This window comes from Pseudochrobactrum sp. Wa41.01b-1, assembly GCF_019464455.1.
GTDB classification, from domain to species: domain Bacteria; phylum Pseudomonadota; class Alphaproteobacteria; order Rhizobiales; family Rhizobiaceae; genus Pseudochrobactrum; species Pseudochrobactrum saccharolyticum.
Genome location: NZ_CP080493.1, coordinates 3087228 through 3102751, shown reverse-complemented (window position 1 = coordinate 3102751; position 15524 = coordinate 3087228). Strand labels below are relative to the sequence as shown.

Here is a 15524-nt window from a genome sequence, read left to right as displayed (position 1 = left end):
GCTATCAGCTTAAAGCTTAGGCAATGTGGAAACGACAGACTGCTTGCCGTCTTTGACTTCCACAAGGAAGCTCTCACGGTTCACTTCGCCTTTGTCGTCCCATGTGGTTTCCATCAGAATGCCCGGCTCATCGGCAGGGGTGATGGTCAGTCCGTGAAGCGTATCAGCAAAGGCCTGACGGTCAACTTTGCCGTTTTTCGTGGTCACATATTTCACGATATAAGCGCCCATATAGGCTTTGATCGCATTGTGATCCGGCTTGTAGCCATATTTGCCTTCAAATTTCTTGGCAAAATCCTGCACAGCCTGCACCGGTGCATCGGCGGTCAAACCAACATGGCCACGCACGCCGTTCACTGCATCACCGGCCAGATCAATCACCTTCTGGTTCATCAGTGTGGTTTCACCAAAGATCGGCTGTTTCACGCCCTGTTTCTGCATTTCTTTCAGCAGACGCGCGCTTTCTTCTTCATGCAAATAGGCGAAGATCACATCGGCATTGCTGTCTTTAAGCTTCACCACGTCAGCGGCAAAGTCCGCCTGACCGACTTCACTGGACACATCACCGACAAGTTTGATGCCGCGTTTGTCGAGCTCCGCAACAAACGCATCGCGTCCGCCCTTGCCGAAGTCATTATTGACCCATGCAACGGCAACGGTTTTAGCGCTCAGTTCATCGGTGAGATATTTCACCAGTTTCGGCATCGACTGTTGCGCGCCGAAGGATGTGCGGAAAATATAAGGATTACCGAGATCGGTGATGAATGGTGCTTCCGCACCGGTCAGCTGCGGCACGCCATTCTGCATGGCAACCATCATATTGACTTTGACCGAGCCGGAATAAATCGGCCCCATAATCACATCGGCGCCGTCGTCAATCGCCTTCTGCACCATAGCGCGTGAAGTCGTTGCATCGGTCTGCGTATCATAGTCTGTGACTTCGATCTGCTGTCCGAGCACACCGCCTACGGCATTGATCTCTTCAACAGCCAGCTTCAAACCGTCGCGCCAATTGGTGCCAACGGTCGCGCCTGCGCCGGACAGCTCAATCACGTCTGCGATTTTGATGGTTTCCGCCGCAAAACTCATTTGCGGTAACGCTGCTGACAATGCAGCTGCTGCAGTTAAAGCCAGTAAATGTCTTCTGTTCATAAACCCCTCCCAAGGCTCCCCGACCGGATGGGATTTCATTCTGTCTGCACAATCATTCACATCATTATTGTCAGCACAAAAACAACATATGTTTTTCACCATACAGAAATGTATATTCAATGACCGGAGTTTCAGCCCATCATAATCTGATTTAACGGCTTGTTTGCACAGTTGCAAGCACAGGCTGAACCAATAAAGCCCGATATTTCCGCATTGCCGGAATGCTCAGATTTTATCCCCGTAAAACATATATAATTGTCAGTATTTCACCGGCCAAAACTGTCTATGGTGCGGATTATTTTCAATTCTTCAGAACCGGTGAAAACCATCTCTGCCGGTCTCTGAAATATCCGTCAGTCACTCAATAAAACAGGGGAGAGCAAGTGATGAATAACAAAAACATCCTCAGAATAATATCCGGTACGGTCATTGTATTGATACTGAATATTATATCTGTATCAGCTGCCACCGGATTACCTGGCGGGGCATCATCGCTCTCTGAAACTTACGGCAACTGGACAGTTTCCTGCCTTGTGCAAAAGCAGGACGAAGCGCAGAAAGTCCTCTGTTCCATGTCCCAGCAACAGGTTGATGATAAAAGACAGCGGGCTCTTGCCGTTGAGATTAGCCCTGACAAAAGCGGTGCATCCGGTGTCTTTGTTCTGCCGTTCGGCCTCAATCTCAGTGCCGGAGCGGTTTTGCAGATTGATGAAACGACTGCCGACAAAGCTGTTGCATTCTCAACCTGCCTGCCGGCCGGTTGTATTGTACCCGCCAGTTTTGATACAGCGAAGACAGATGCCTTAAGTAAGGGGCAGAACCTGTCTGTCCTCATACAATCTGCGGACGGGAAAGACCTTAAACTCGCAGTCCCGCTGGATGGCTTTGCCTCCGCTATAAAACGCACCAGAGAATTGCTGAAATAAGTGTCCGCTCATAGTACAAAACAAAAAAGCTCCGGCGAACCGGAGCTTTTCTTTTTCAGATACAACCTGATCAATATGGTGAATCAGGGAAGTAAAATTCCTGTGCATTGTCCTTGGTGACAAGGGTTGCATCCAGAATATAGCGTCCGCGTACCGGCACCTGATCGTAGAAATTGGCAACGGTCAGTTCCATTGCAGTTGCGATCATTGCAGGTGGATAGAGTACATCTACCGGCACCATTGCATCGCCGTCGGCAACCTTTTTAATCATTTCTTTCATGCCGGCACCGCCGACAACCATTTTAATATCTGTGCGTTTGGCCTGCTGAATGGCTTCAAGAGCGCCAACGCTCATATCATCATCCTGCGTCCAGACCGCATCGATCTTCGGATATTTAACCAGATAGTCCTGCATCACTTTAAAGGCATCATCGCGCGACCAGTTACCGAACTGCTTATCCAGCACCTTGATGTCGCTGCCGGCCACTGCGCCGTCAAAACCCTTTTGGCGTTCTTCATCAATCACAATCGGCAGGCCGCGGATAACCACGACATCGCCTTTGCCAAGCGTATCTTTCAGATACTGACCGGCAACGCGGCCGAGTTCTTCATTATTACCGGCAACATAAAGATCCTGAATGGACTGATCGGACAATGCGCGGTCAACAACGGTAACGAAAATGCCCTTATCCTTCACCTGGCGGATCGGATCGGTCAGCTCATCAGAATTATGCGGCAGAGTTACCAGCGCATCCATACCCTGCGTAGTCAGATCTTCCAGAGCATTGGCCTGCGAAGCGCCGTCCGGCGAGGTTTTGATAACAATTTTCAGACCCGGATGGCTCTTTTCCAGAACCGCTTTAGCCCGTTCTGCGTGATAGACAACGCCGCCTGTCCAGCCATGGTCAGCCGCCGGTATCGACACGGCAATCGTGACTTTCTTTTCTTCCTGTGCCTGAGCCGCTGTCCCGAACAGGGCAGCAGCACAAACAGCACCTAGCAATATTTTTTTCATGATCTCACTCCCTGATAGTTGGCCTGACGACACGGCGGTCCGGCCTCCCCTCCGCCGCTTTGCGACAGCGGAGCCACAGCTCCGCCGCCAAGTACATCAGCAATTACTGACGCCGCGACAATGACCGCTGCACCAGCATCGCAATAATGATAATCGCGCCCTGCACCGCTCCGATCAGATATTCACTGACCAGATCAGACAGAACCATAATATTACCGACAACCTCCAGAATGAGCGCACCGCAAACAGTGCCCCAGATGCGGCCAACACCGCCACGCAAGGCTGTGCCGCCAATCACCACTGCGGTAATTGCCTGCAATTCCCACATCAGACCTGTGGTCGGTGTGGCTGCGCCCAGACGCGGAATATAAATCAGAATAGCGATGGCAACACAGATGCCCTGAATGACAAAAGCCATTGTGCGCACACGGTTAACCGGAATGCCGGAATAACGCGCCACATCCTGATTGGAACCAACCGCGATAATATGGCGGCCAAAAGCTGTGCGATAGAGTATGAAAGATGCAATCAGCGCCACAACAATGATCGCAACAATCGGCAGCGGAACACCCAGAATATTGCCGAAATAAACCGGACGATAAGCTGCCCGCAGCTCCTGCGATTTCATAGCAATGGAACCGCCTTCAGCCAGATAAATGGTGAGTGCGCGGAAAATACCCATTGTACCAAGCGTTACGATAAATGGTTCGATACGTCCGAGTGTTGTCGTGACACCATTGGCCAGCCCGCAAAGCGCACCGACAACAATGGCAATACAGGCAGCCACCAGCAACATCGGCAGAATGCCGGTGATAATGCCGGAATTCATAAACATGATCGTGACAGCTGCAACAAAGGCAGACATCGAGCCGACAGACAGATCAAGACCGCCGGACGAGATCACAAAGGTCGCGCCGATAGCGATAATCGCGATGAAGGCGCTGCGGGTTGCAATATTCAGCAGATTGTCCACGCCGATGAAATTGGAGTTCACCAGCGTTCCGAAGACCAGCAGAGCAGCCAGCGCCACGAAAGGGGCAACAGCACGCAAATCCATATCCTGCCAGAAGCGGCGTTCTGTTGTATTTTGCGGAGTGGTTTTAGCCTGTTCTGTCATAGCGCCTCTGCAAAAATTGCAGCCTCTGAAGATGTGACACCGGTGGCGTGCACAACAATTTCATTCTCTGTCATTTTATCTCCGCTGATTTCCGCAACGATACGGCCATTGCGCATCACCAGCGTGCGATGACACAGGCCGATCAGCTCCGGCATTTCCGAAGAAATCACGATAACGGCTTTGCCCTGCGCGGCCAGCTCGGCAATAAAACGGTAAATCTGCTCTTTGGTGCCAATGTCGATACCGCGTGTCGGTTCATCAATAATCACAATATCCGGCTCGAGCAGCATCATCTTCGCCAGCAGCAATTTCTGCTGATTACCGCCTGAAAGCTGTCCGGCGAGAAGGTCAGGATTACGGGTGCGGATATCAAAGTCCCCGATTGCCTTTTCCAATGCTGCGACCTCGGCAGCGCGGTTGATCTGCAAGCCTGAAAACTGACTTAAAGCGGCCAATGTCAGATTGGTGCGCAAGTTTTGTGCCAGCAACAGTCCTTTGCCTTTACGGTCTTCACTCAGGTAAACAAGTCCGGCATCCATACTCTCACGGGCATTGTGAAAGCGCCGCGCGGTTCCGTTGACACGCACAGTACCATGCGCATGACGCAAGCCCACCACCCCCTCGCAAAGCTCGGTGCGCCCTGCGCCGATCAGCCCTGCGAAACCGAGTATCTCGCCTTTATGCAGTGTGAAGCCGCAATTGCTCGCATAGCCCGGCACAGTAAAATCCGAGACTTCCAGTACAGGCGTTTTGACCTGCGGGATGACACGTTCCGGATAAAGCTGGGACATATCACGCCCGACCATCAGCTGTGCCATATCCAGCGGTTCCAGCCCTTCCGCCTCGCGCGTTGTAATCATCTGCCCGTCGCGCAGCACTGTCACACGATCGGCAATGGCTTTCACCTCCGGCAGGCGGTGCGAAATATACAAAATCGCAGCACCGCGATTACGGATAGCCATGATGACTTTGAGCAAAGCCTCAGTTTCAACCGGCGTCAGCGACGCAGTCGGCTCATCAAAAATCACCAAACGATGCGGCACCAGCAAAGCACGGGCAATCTGCACCAGCTGACGTTGCGCAATCGACAATTGCTCGACACGGGTCGTCGGGTCGATATCAGCTCCGAGATCTGCAACTGCCGCTCTGGCCTGCGCATTCATGGCACGGTCATTCAGCATCAGACCTTTGCGCTGCTCGCGGCCGAGGAAAATATTCTGCGCAACCGTCATATCCGGTGCCAGCAAAATCTCCTGATGCACCAGCACAATACCGCGATGTTCCGCATCTACCGGCCCTGACAGCACAACCGGCTGCCCATCAATAAAGATTGTGCCTTTGCTCGGACTTAAATGTCCGGCCAGCAGTTTCATCAGTGTTGACTTACCGGCACCGTTCTCGCCGATCACCGTATGGATTTCACCCTCACGGATATCCAGCGTAATATCGCGCAGCACTTCCACCGGTCCAAAACTTTTGGCCAGTCCCTCGACACGCATAAATGGTGATCTGCTGCTCGTGTCAGTTTCTGTCATCGCAAATTTGTCCAGACATTGCCCGCTTTGGATGAAGCCACAGAAGCTTCAATAAAGCGCATTCCTTCAAGCCCGTCTTCAACAGTCGGATATAGTACCGCCGCATCCGGTTTTTCACCGTTGCGCGCTGCGCGGATAGCGCGTGCTGCTTCCGTGTAAATCGTGGCAAAACCTTCGAGATAACCTTCCGGATGCCCGCCCGGAATACGGGTAACACGAGCGGCTGAGGCACCGGCTCCGGCACCGCCACGGGTGATGAGTTGCTTCGGCTCGCCAAAACGCGTGAACCACAGATAATTCGGATCAGACTGCGACCATTCCAGACCGCCTTTGCTGCCATAGACCCGCAGTTTCAGCCCGTTTTCATTGCCGACGGCAACCTGACTTGCCCATAACATGCCGCGTGCGCCGCCTTTGTAGCGCAGCATAATCTGCACATCATCGTCCAATGCACGACCTTCAACAAAACTGGTCAGCTGCGCCAGCACAGCCTCGGCTTCAAGACCGCTGACAAATCCGGCCAGATGATAGGCATGGGTGCCGATATCACCGATTGCACCACCAGCACCGGAGCGTTTCGGGTCTGTGCGCCATTCAGCCTGTTTATTACCGCTCAGCTCACTGCGCTCGGTCAGCCAGTCCTGCGCATATTCGGCCTGCACAACACGGATATCGCCCAGATCACCATTGGCCACCATTTCCCGCGCCTGCCGGATCATCGGATAGCCACTGTAATTATGGGTCAGCACAAAGATTTTGCCGGACTGCTGAACAGTTTCAACCAGTTGCTCGGCTTCAGCAACTGTAGTTGTCAGTGGTTTGTCGCAAATCACATGAATGCCTGCGGCCAGAAAAGCGCGGGCAGCTGCGCCATGCAGATGGTTCGGTGTAACAATAGCCACGGCCTCAATCCCATCCGGCCTTTTACTTTCAGCCAGTGCCATTTCTTCAAAAGACGCATAGGAACGCTCAGGTGCAATGCCCAGTTCCTGCGCAGAAGCACCGGCGCGTGCCGGATCGGATGAAAGCGCACCCGCGACCAGTTCATACTGATCGTCAATCCGCGCTGCAATGCGATGCACGGCGCCGATAAAAGCGCCCTGCCCGCCGCCGACCATGCCAAGTCTGATACGATGTGCTGCGTTTCCCATAACCGCCTCCTTAGCCCAGACCAAGCATTTTGCGATTTGCAGCATCATCAGTGCCCGCATCGGCAAAATCATCAAAAGCACGCTCTGTAACGCGAATGATGTGATGGCGAATAAATTCCGCACCTTCGCGCGCGCCGTCTTCAGGATGCTTCAATGCGCATTCCCATTCAAGCACTGCCCAGCTGTCGAAGTCATGCGTTGTCAGCTTCGAGAAAATACCGCCGAAATCAACCTGTCCGTCACCCAAAGAGCGGAAACGGCCTGCACGGTTCACCCAGCTCTGGAAACCGCCATAAACACCCTGCCGTCCGGTCGGATTAAATTCCGCATCCTTGACGTGAAACGCTTTGATGCGTTCGTGATAAATATCAATGAAATCAAGGTAATCGAGCTGCTGCAGCACGAAATGCGACGGATCATACAGGATGTTGGCGCGAACATGATTTTTCACCCGATCCAGAAACATCTCATAGGAAATGCCGTCATGCAGGTCTTCCCCCGGATGTAATTCGTAGCAAACATCCACACCGTTTTCGTCAGCATAATTGAGCAGCGGTGTCCAGCGTTGCGCCAGTTCGTCAAAAGCTGTCTCGACAAGACCGGCAGGACGCTGCGGCCACGGATAGACATAGGGCCATGCCAGTGCACCGGAGAAGGATGCCATCGCAGTCAGACCAAGATGTTTGGAAGCCCGCAGCGCGCGGCGCACCTGATCTTCCGCCCATACCCGACGCGCCTGCGGATTACCGCGCACTTCCTCATCGGCGAAGCCGTCAAAGGCTGCATCATAGGCCGGATGCACCGCAACAAGCTGCCCCTGCAAATGCGTTGAAAGCTCGGTAATTTCCAAGCCATTATCAGCGGCGATGCCTTTGATTTCATCGCAATAGGTTTGCGAATCTGAAGCTTTTTTAAGATCGAACAGACGCTTATCCCATGTCGGAATCTGCACGCCCTTATAGCCCAGCGAGGCTGCCCATTTGCAGATATTCTCAAAGGAGTTAAACGGTGCCGCATCTCCCGCAAACTGCGCCAGAAATATCGCCGGTCCTTTAATCGTTTTCATCATCCCACTCCCGAATTTTCTGTATCGTTTCTGATGTTCGCCGTTGCCAGAAGTGCAACTAGACGTAACAATTCACGATATTTTCCAGATATTCCTGACGACCGGAAACCGGCTGCGGCTCAATCCCGCTGTCACGCACATAGGCAGCAATGTCTTCCAGTGATTGCTTGCCCTGCAACATGGCCTGCGCCTGTGGCTGCTGCCATCCGGCATAACGTGCATCAAGCGGAGCGGACAAAGCTTTATCCTCAATCATTTTCGCTGCGGCTTTAAGCCCGCGTGCACAGCAATCCATTGCGCCGATATGCGCAATCAGCAGATCCTGCGGATCGAGCGACTGACGACGCAGCTTGGCATCAAAATTTGTGCCGCCGGTGGTAAAGCCGCCGCCTTGCAAAACCTGATAATAAGCCAGCGCCATTTCCGGCACATTGTTCGGAAACTGGTCAGTATCCCAGCCGGACTGGTAATCATTGCGGTTCATATCAATGGAGCCGAAAATGCCCAGCGCATTGGCCATTGCCAGTTCATGTTCAAATGAATGACCGGCAAGAATGGCATGTCCTTGCTCGATATTGACCTTCACCTCGCCTTCCAGACCATAGCGCTTGAGAAAGCCGTAAACGGTGGCGACATCAAAGTCATATTGATGCTTGGTCGGTTCCTGCGGCTTGGGCTCGACAAGGATTGTGCCTTTGAAACCAATTTTGTGCTTGTAATCGACCACCAGCGAGAGAAAGCGTCCCATCTGGTCAAGCTCACGCCCTGCATCGGTATTCAGCAGGGTTTCGTAGCCTTCACGTCCGCCCCAGAGCACATAATTCTCACCATTCAGACGATGCGTCACATCCATGCAATGCTTAACCGTGGCGGCAGCATAGGCAAAAATTTCAGGATCAGGATTGGTGGCAGCACCGGCCATATAGCGGCGATGCGAGAAAAGATTGGCTGTTCCCCAGAGCAGTTTGATGCCCGTCTGGTTCATCTTCTCCTGAAGATAATCAGCCATGTGGTCGAGATTGGCCGATGTTTCCGCAAAATTTTTGCCTTCAGGGCGGATATCCGCATCGTGGAAACAATAATAAGGCGTACCGAGCAGTGTAAACAGTTCAAAAGCCACATCAGCTTTGCGCTTCGCATGATCCAGCGTGTCGCCGAACCACGGGCGCTCAAAAGTCTGCCCGCCGAACGGATCGCCGCCAACCCATGCAAAACTGTGCCAATAGGCAATGGCAAAGCGCAGATGATCTTCCAGCCTTTTGCCCAGCACAATCTCGTCCGGATTGTAGAAACGATAGGCAAGCGGATTGGTGCTTTTCTCACCCTCATAGCGGATGGGTTTGTCCAATCCGAAGAAACCTGTACTCATGCCGTTACCCTCTGTGCGTTATTATTATTTGTCACCAGCAATTTTGATTTCTGAACTTCCGTCTCCGCATCAACGCGAAGCAAAGATGTGATTGCACAGCCTTGCAGGATCAGCGGCTGTTCCGACGGATAGCAACGGATGGTCAGGTCTTTGGGCGATTGCAGGCCGTTACGCGGCCCGACCTGCCGCCCATCGGCAAGATCACCGCTGATGGTCTGGCGCAATTCATCCTCAATGAGATCAAAAGCGTGCACACCGGGGCCGACAAAGGCCAGCGGCACCGGATCAATCAGCGAGAAAATGCTGCGCAAGGCAAAACCAAGCGCCTTGCCTGCCTGCTGGAAAGCCTGCCGTGCAACGCCGTCTGCCGTTCTGGCCTCATGCGCCAGCGCATAAAAATCACTCTCGGGAATCATCGCCACGGGCGCACTGTTTTCATCAACACCATGCGCCTTGCGCCAGATGCCATAATCACTGGCATAGGCCTCAAGACAGCCATGACGGCCGCAGCGGCACAAAGCGCCGTCCGGCATATAGACCACATGACCGAATTCCGCAGCGGACGAGCGCGCACCGGAAAACGGTTCGCCTTTCAGATACAGCCCCATGCCGATACCGGAAGAAAACAGGATAGCAGCAAAATCACCATGGAAGATGTCCGGCTGCGACCAGCGCAAAGCTTCAGCGATCATCAGACAGTCGTTGAAAACCATCACCGGAACATCAAAAGCCTGTTTCAGGAAATCTGCGATGGTCACATTTTCCGCACCGATGGTCGGCGACCAGACCAGCATCTGATGGGCTGCATCAGTCATGCCCTGCACACTCACGGAGATATGGCGCAGATTTTCAGCCTGTTCAGAATAACGGCTGAGCAATGCGCTGATCTGCAGTTGCAAGGCAGCGAGAAGAGTATCCGGCGCTATAGTCAGCGTATCAAGCTGCAATTGCTCAAAGGCAATTCTCTGCCCCGCATAATCGAACAGGTCTACGTCAATCACATTCAGCGCGATATTGACCGCAACGACAGATGCGCATTGCGGATTGAGCCCGAGCAAAACCTGCGGACGGCCGCGCTTGCCCTCGGCATTATTCGCGGCTTCTGTTTCAGGCACTTCAACGAGCACCTGCTCTGCCAGCAACATGGCACTGATAGCGGAAATTGTGGAGTGGCTCATGCCGGTCATACCGGCGATATCCGTGCGTGACAGACTGCCGGACTGCCGCAGCAATCGCAGAATCCGTCGCCGGTTTTGCCAGCGCAACTCTTCAGATCGTGAAACGCCTCCCGTCACACGACACCTCCCTTATAACGGAACGGTTCTTAGCGACCTGTTTCCGTCTGTCTCCTCTGCGGATAAGACTGGCACGGATTTTTCTGCTTGTCATCTATTTTTCGAGTATCGAAAAAAATAAGATTTCTATGCCTCAGCAATAAAATCAGACCGGATAATTAAAAAATGAAGGCAGATGACAGGGAAATAAAAGAATCACATGCCGCATCGCTGGTGCGATTCGGATAAATTACAATTTTCGGAAAATTCGATTCTTCTTCAGAAAATACCGCTGACACGGAAATATACTGTATCAAAACAATGAATTACCGCTTTAAGCGGATAAATCTCTGTATTTCATGGAGTGAGAAGAAGATTGGCTGGGGAACCTGGATTCGAACCAAGACTAACGGAGTCAGAGTCCGTCGTTCTACCATTAAACTATTCCCCAGCATCGCTGCTCTGTGAGAGCGAAGCGGTGACGCTCGCGGCGCCGTGGGTGGTCATATAATTGATATTTTCACAAATGCAAACCCTCTTTGCACTGATTTCAATATATTTTTCCACAGATCACAAAATTCTCCTTTCTCTTAGCAATTTGCGCCCCTTGGTAAATCGGCAAAGGACTGTTACATTAAGGGCAACGTGAAATAGTCTGCACCATGCCTGCGTCCCTGAAGGGTTCGCGCGGTGCCAAAAGGACAAAAACTTTGAAGAACCCCGATCTGCACACCCCAAAGGTGTCTATCAACGGGGCGTCTGGCGGCAAAGAAGGAAGAACATCTTCCTCTGAACCGCCGAATACAGGGCAACGGTCAGGCCGTTCTCCTGTCGGCTCATCGTCACCAAAGCCCGTGGCAGATGAATCGGGGCGCTTCGATAAAAAACAGCGCAAACGCGCGCGCCGGCGAAAAGCCGGAAAGCATAATGGCTCGGAAACGATGTCAGCCGGTGCACAAGGGTCTTCCCTTGCCGCCGAACGGGTTTCTGCAAACAGTGATAAGTCATCCTCAGCCAAATCAGCGCGTGCAGAAAACGGTTCCGGCAATCATGCACCGAAAAGCGAGCAGAAAAACGGCCAAAGAAACGGGAAGAAACTCTCGAACCGCCGCAGACGCTCGCGCCGTAAAAAGCAGGACAATCCGGCCGCAGCCAATAATATAGCTGCGGCACCGTCGGCACAGTCTGCATCACAAGCGCATACCGCCAAGCACGGCCATGCACCGAACCGCCAAAGCCCGAAACCAATTGCGGCCAGAGCAGAGCATAATTCCGGTCATGCAGGCGAAAGCCGCGCACCGCAGGCTGCGCAGCCGCGCGCCTATGAGCCGCCACTTTATGCAGCGCTTGATCTTGGTACCAATAATTGCCGTCTGCTGATTGCAACGCCGAGCAGACCCGGACAATTCCGCGTTGTCGATTCCTTCTCGCGCATCGTGCGTCTTGGTGAAGGCTTCGGCACCAGCGGCCGCCTGAGCGATCAGGCAATGAACCGTGCGATTGAAGCACTTAAAATCTGCCGTGATAAGCTTGAGAGCAAGAATATCCGCCGCAGGCGCCTGATCGCGACAGAAGCCTGCCGCTCGGCCAGCAATGGTGCAGATTTTCTGGAGCGGGTACGCGAGGAAGCCGGTCTTGAGCTGGAAATTGTGGACCGCCAGACTGAAGCAAGCCTTGCGGTTTCCGGCTGCGGCACATTGGTCAATCGCGAGACCGATGCGCTTGTGCTGTTTGATATCGGCGGCGGCTCCTCGGAAATCGCCCTGATTGATGTGACCTGCCGCCGCTCTTCGCGCCTTGCAGAACATATCACCGCATGGACCTCCCTGCCCGTAGGTGTTGTCACTCTGGCAGAGAAATTCGGCGGACGCGATGTTACACCTGAAAATTATGCGGAAATGGTTGCCTATGTTGCCGGCATGCTGAATGATTTCAGCGAGCGGCATAAGCTGGGTGAGCTTGCTCAAAGTACGCATTTCCATTTGCTTGGCACATCCGGTACGGTAACCACGCTTGCGGGCATTCATCTGGGGCTCGAGCGCTATGACCGCCGCCGCGTGGATGGCATGTGGATGGGGTCACAGGATGTGACAGACATGACCGCCAAGCTTCTGTCATGGGATTTCAAAACCCGTGTGGCCAATCCGTGCATCGGTGCAGACCGTGCCGATCTGGTGCTGGCCGGTTGTGCTATTCTGGATGCCATCCGTCAGATCTGGCCGAGCGAAAGATTGCTGGTTGCCGATCGCGGTTTGCGTGAAGGTATCCTCACCGAATTGATGTCCCGCGATGGTGCTTGGCGTCATCGCCGCCCTCATCAGGCAAAAGAAACTTATATGAAAAACGGTTCCGGCAGGGACACGCAGCTAAAGGGCAGACAGTCGATATGAGCGGTTCTGGAAGCAAGTCCGGCAAATCAAAATTCGGCAACACCACCGGCGGTCGTGGCGGTGCAGGCACGCGCGGTATGCATGTGCGTGTCAAGAAAAAGGCCGGCACGATTAAAGAAACATCGCGCCGCTGGCTGGAACGCCATCTCAACGACCCTTATGTGCAGCAGTCCAAGGCAGACGGCTATCGCTCCCGCGCGGCCTATAAGCTGATCGAGATCAACGAGCGCTATAATATTCTGAAAAAAGGCCAGAAGATTATCGATCTGGGTGCAGCCCCTGGCGGCTGGAGCCAGATTGCAGCGAAGATCGTCGGCTCCAATGATGAGCAGCCGCATGTTGTTGGCATTGACTATCTCGATGTTGATCCGTTGCCGGGTGTGGCACTCCTGAAAATGGACTTTCTGGATGATGAAGCACCGAATGCCATTATGAATGCATTGGGTGACTCACCTGATCTGGTGATTTCCGATATGGCGGCACCAACGACCGGTCATCGCCGTACCGACCATCTGCGCACCGCGCATTTGTGCGAAGTCGCAGCGCATTTTGCCGTTTCGGTGCTGAAACCGGGCGGTCACTTCCTGACCAAAACCTTTCAGGGCGGCACCGAGAACGACCTGCTGACCATGCTGAAGCAGAATTTCCGCTCTGTACATCACGTTAAGCCGCCTGCATCGCGCGCTGAATCCGTTGAGCTTTATTTGCTCGCTCGTGATTTCAAAGGCCGTAAGGAAGATGACAGCGAAGAGTAATCTCGCTTTGCAAACTAATAAAAAAGCGCGGTTCAACCGCGCTTTTTTGTTTCAGTGAATTTTCTTCACCTTAGGTGCGAACTTCTTCTCATAAAGCTCCTGCCCAGCTTCCGGCTTCAGCTTGACAAAAGAGAAGAAAGCCAGCGCGGAAATAGCACCGACAATATAAAATGCGATATGGAAATCCTGCAATTGTAGCACAGAACCACGAATGATTGTGCTCAGTTCCAGTATCACACCGGCCAGCGCCACACCCATTGCAATTGAAACCTGCTGGGCAACCGCAGAAATCGGTGTCGCCTGACTGGTTTTGTCGTCGGGAATTTCTGCAAAGCCCAGCGCATTCACTCCGGTGAAGAACATAGAACGCAGGAAGCCACCAAACAGCAAGGCGATCAGGATCAGCGTCATTGGTGTTTGCGGGGTGAAAAAACCGTTCAGAATAATAAAACATGCCGATGCGAGAGAGCCGAACATCAGCAACCGGCGGAAGCCAAAACGGGAGAAAACCCGTGTCGCCCCGAATTTCATCAGCAATGCCCCGATTGCCGAAACAAAAGTGATCATACCGGATTGAAACGGATCAAGCCCGAAGCCGAGCTGCAACATCAGCGGTAGCAGAAACGGAATAGCACCGATACCTAAACGGAACAGGCTGCCGCCGACAACGGAAATACGGAACACATCATTCTGAAACAATGACAAATCCAGCAGCGGATTTTCCACCCGCTTTGCATGGCGGATATATAGAGCTGTCGACAGCAGACCGACACCAAGCGTGACAATGCCCACCGCAGGCGGCAGCGCCGGAAGACTGACCACAGAAAGCCCGAAGACCACACCGGACATTGCCAGCCCCGACAGGATAAAACCGGTCACATCCAGCTTGCGCGGCAGCGGCACATCCAGCACCGGCAGATATTTGGTTGCAAACCAGATACCGGCCAAGCCAATCGGCACATTGATCAGGAATATCCAGTGCCAGCTGAAATAGGTTGTGATGAAACCGCCGACCGGTGGCCCGACCAAAGGCCCGACCATGCTCGGGATTGCCAGCCATGCCATCGCATTCACCAGCTGATTACGCGGTGTAGAGCGCAACAAGACCAGACGACCGACCGGCGTCATCATCGCCCCGCCCATGCCCTGCAGAAAACGCGCGACCACAAAGCTCATCAGAGAATTGGATGCTGCACAGGCCACAGAGCCGATCACAAAAACCGCAATCGCTGCACGAAATACATTGCGGGCGCCATAGCGATCGGCCATCCAGCCGCTGACCGGAATAAACACCGCCAAAGATACGAGATAAGAGGTGAGCGCCAGTTTCAGCGCAATAGGACTGGTGCCGATATCGGCTGCAATTGCCGCCAGAGAGGTCGAAATCACATTCGAATCCATCTGCTCCATAAAGAGCGCGACGGCCAGAACCAGCGGAATAATGCGATTCACAATACGAATCCTGAATGTCAGATATGTTTCATCATGGTCATTATATAAACCAGCCAGACCGGATTACACGCAGAATTGACCGGACCGGCAAAGTTTTTTGACGGGCAAAAACATAGTGTCACAAAATTTAACGCGGGCAACAAATCGTGTGCGAACGTGATTAATTTCGACTTAAAAAACAATGGATTGTGATGAGCGTGTTACAATTGAAAACCCCGCCCTCCCTTGTCTGCCAAGGCCGGAAAACAAGGCTCAAACCATGACCGGCATCGCCGGAGCGGCAGAAAAAAGCGCTTTCGGGTTGCGTGACCGGTTACACGCT

Annotated in this window: 12 protein-coding genes and 1 tRNA gene; 3 read left to right on the top strand and 10 right to left on the bottom strand. The window is 53.1% G+C overall.

Annotation, left to right across the window (positions count from 1 at the left end):
• Window positions 1-9: 9 nt before the first annotated feature.
• Window positions 10-1152 carry an ABC transporter substrate-binding protein gene (locus K1X45_RS14145; RefSeq protein ID WP_220159218.1) on the bottom strand — a complete coding sequence of 381 codons (1143 nt, stop codon included), beginning with the start codon at window positions 1150-1152 and terminating at the stop codon, window positions 10-12.
• Window positions 1153-1538: 386 nt separating this feature from the next.
• Here K1X45_RS14145 and K1X45_RS14140 point away from each other — a divergent pair, with 386 nt between their 5' ends.
• Window positions 1539-2078, top strand: coding sequence for an invasion associated locus B family protein (locus tag K1X45_RS14140; protein ID WP_220159217.1), 540 nt, complete (start codon window positions 1539-1541; stop codon window positions 2076-2078).
• Window positions 2079-2148: 70 nt separating this feature from the next.
• Here K1X45_RS14140 and K1X45_RS14135 read toward each other — a convergent pair whose 3' ends face one another.
• The 8 genes from K1X45_RS14135 to K1X45_RS14100 all read right to left on the bottom strand — a co-directional run bounded on the left by K1X45_RS14135 (window position 2149) and on the right by K1X45_RS14100 (window position 11056).
• Complete coding sequence (locus tag K1X45_RS14135; protein WP_220159216.1) at window positions 2149-3093, bottom strand: substrate-binding domain-containing protein; 945 nt, start codon at window positions 3091-3093, stop codon at window positions 2149-2151.
• A 103-nt stretch (window positions 3094-3196) separates the two neighbouring features.
• The gene (locus K1X45_RS14130; protein ID WP_220159215.1) at window positions 3197-4210 is read right to left on the bottom strand and encodes an ABC transporter permease; all 1014 of its coding nucleotides are present in this window, start codon (window positions 4208-4210) and stop codon (window positions 3197-3199) included.
• Window positions 4207-5745, bottom strand: coding sequence for a sugar ABC transporter ATP-binding protein (locus K1X45_RS14125; RefSeq protein ID WP_220159214.1), 1539 nt, complete (start codon window positions 5743-5745; stop codon window positions 4207-4209). Before K1X45_RS14125 ends, K1X45_RS14130 begins: the two co-directional genes overlap by 4 nt.
• The gene (locus K1X45_RS14120; protein WP_220159213.1) at window positions 5742-6896 is read right to left on the bottom strand and encodes a Gfo/Idh/MocA family protein; all 1155 of its coding nucleotides are present in this window, start codon (window positions 6894-6896) and stop codon (window positions 5742-5744) included. Before K1X45_RS14120 ends, K1X45_RS14125 begins: the two co-directional genes overlap by 4 nt.
• A 10-nt stretch (window positions 6897-6906) precedes the next feature.
• A complete protein-coding gene (locus tag K1X45_RS14115) occupies window positions 6907-7962 on the bottom strand; it encodes a sugar phosphate isomerase/epimerase (RefSeq protein ID WP_220160524.1) in 1056 nt (351 codons plus the stop codon).
• A gap of 58 nt (window positions 7963-8020) precedes the next feature.
• Complete coding sequence (gene xylA, locus K1X45_RS14110) at window positions 8021-9331, bottom strand: xylose isomerase (RefSeq protein ID WP_116086996.1); 1311 nt, start codon at window positions 9329-9331, stop codon at window positions 8021-8023.
• Window positions 9328-10626, bottom strand: a complete 1299-nt coding sequence (locus tag K1X45_RS14105) for an ROK family protein (RefSeq protein WP_220159212.1) — start codon at window positions 10624-10626, stop codon at window positions 9328-9330. Before K1X45_RS14105 ends, xylA begins: the two co-directional genes overlap by 4 nt.
• A 356-nt stretch (window positions 10627-10982) precedes the next feature.
• A tRNA-Gln gene (locus K1X45_RS14100) sits at window positions 10983-11056 on the bottom strand.
• A 259-nt stretch (window positions 11057-11315) separates the two neighbouring features.
• Between K1X45_RS14100 and K1X45_RS14095 the strand changes: the two genes are divergently transcribed.
• Complete coding sequence (locus K1X45_RS14095; RefSeq protein ID WP_370627043.1) at window positions 11316-12995, top strand: Ppx/GppA phosphatase family protein; 1680 nt, start codon at window positions 11316-11318, stop codon at window positions 12993-12995.
• Window positions 12992-13750, top strand: coding sequence for an RlmE family RNA methyltransferase (locus tag K1X45_RS14090; protein ID WP_022711220.1), 759 nt, complete (start codon window positions 12992-12994; stop codon window positions 13748-13750). The genes K1X45_RS14095 and K1X45_RS14090 overlap by 4 nt, the downstream gene beginning before the upstream one ends.
• A gap of 51 nt (window positions 13751-13801) precedes the next feature.
• Here K1X45_RS14090 and K1X45_RS14085 read toward each other — a convergent pair whose 3' ends face one another.
• Window positions 13802-15202: a DHA2 family efflux MFS transporter permease subunit gene (locus K1X45_RS14085; protein ID WP_220159211.1), complete on the bottom strand. Its 1401-nt coding sequence runs from the start codon at window positions 15200-15202 to the stop codon at window positions 13802-13804.
• Between the last annotated feature and the right edge of the window lie 322 nt (window positions 15203-15524).

What these genes read in the sequence shown, in the direction of transcription:
- K1X45_RS14145 (WP_220159218.1), bottom strand. Translation starts at nt 1,152, where the DNA reads ATGAACAGAAGACATTTACTGGCTTTAACTGCAGCAGCTGCATTGTCA.
- K1X45_RS14140 (WP_220159217.1), top strand. Translation starts at nt 1,539, where the DNA reads ATGAATAACAAAAACATCCTCAGAATAATATCCGGTACGGTCATTGTA.
- K1X45_RS14135 (WP_220159216.1), bottom strand. Translation starts at nt 3,093, where the DNA reads ATGAAAAAAATATTGCTAGGTGCTGTTTGTGCTGCTGCCCTGTTCGGG.
- K1X45_RS14130 (WP_220159215.1), bottom strand. Translation starts at nt 4,210, where the DNA reads ATGACAGAACAGGCTAAAACCACTCCGCAAAATACAACAGAACGCCGC.
- K1X45_RS14125 (WP_220159214.1), bottom strand. Translation starts at nt 5,745, where the DNA reads ATGACAGAAACTGACACGAGCAGCAGATCACCATTTATGCGTGTCGAG.
- K1X45_RS14120 (WP_220159213.1), bottom strand. Translation starts at nt 6,896, where the DNA reads ATGGGAAACGCAGCACATCGTATCAGACTTGGCATGGTCGGCGGCGGG.
- K1X45_RS14115 (WP_220160524.1), bottom strand. Translation starts at nt 7,962, where the DNA reads ATGAAAACGATTAAAGGACCGGCGATATTTCTGGCGCAGTTTGCGGGA.
- xylA (WP_116086996.1), bottom strand. Translation starts at nt 9,331, where the DNA reads ATGAGTACAGGTTTCTTCGGATTGGACAAACCCATCCGCTATGAGGGT.
- K1X45_RS14090 (WP_022711220.1), top strand. Translation starts at nt 12,992, where the DNA reads ATGAGCGGTTCTGGAAGCAAGTCCGGCAAATCAAAATTCGGCAACACC.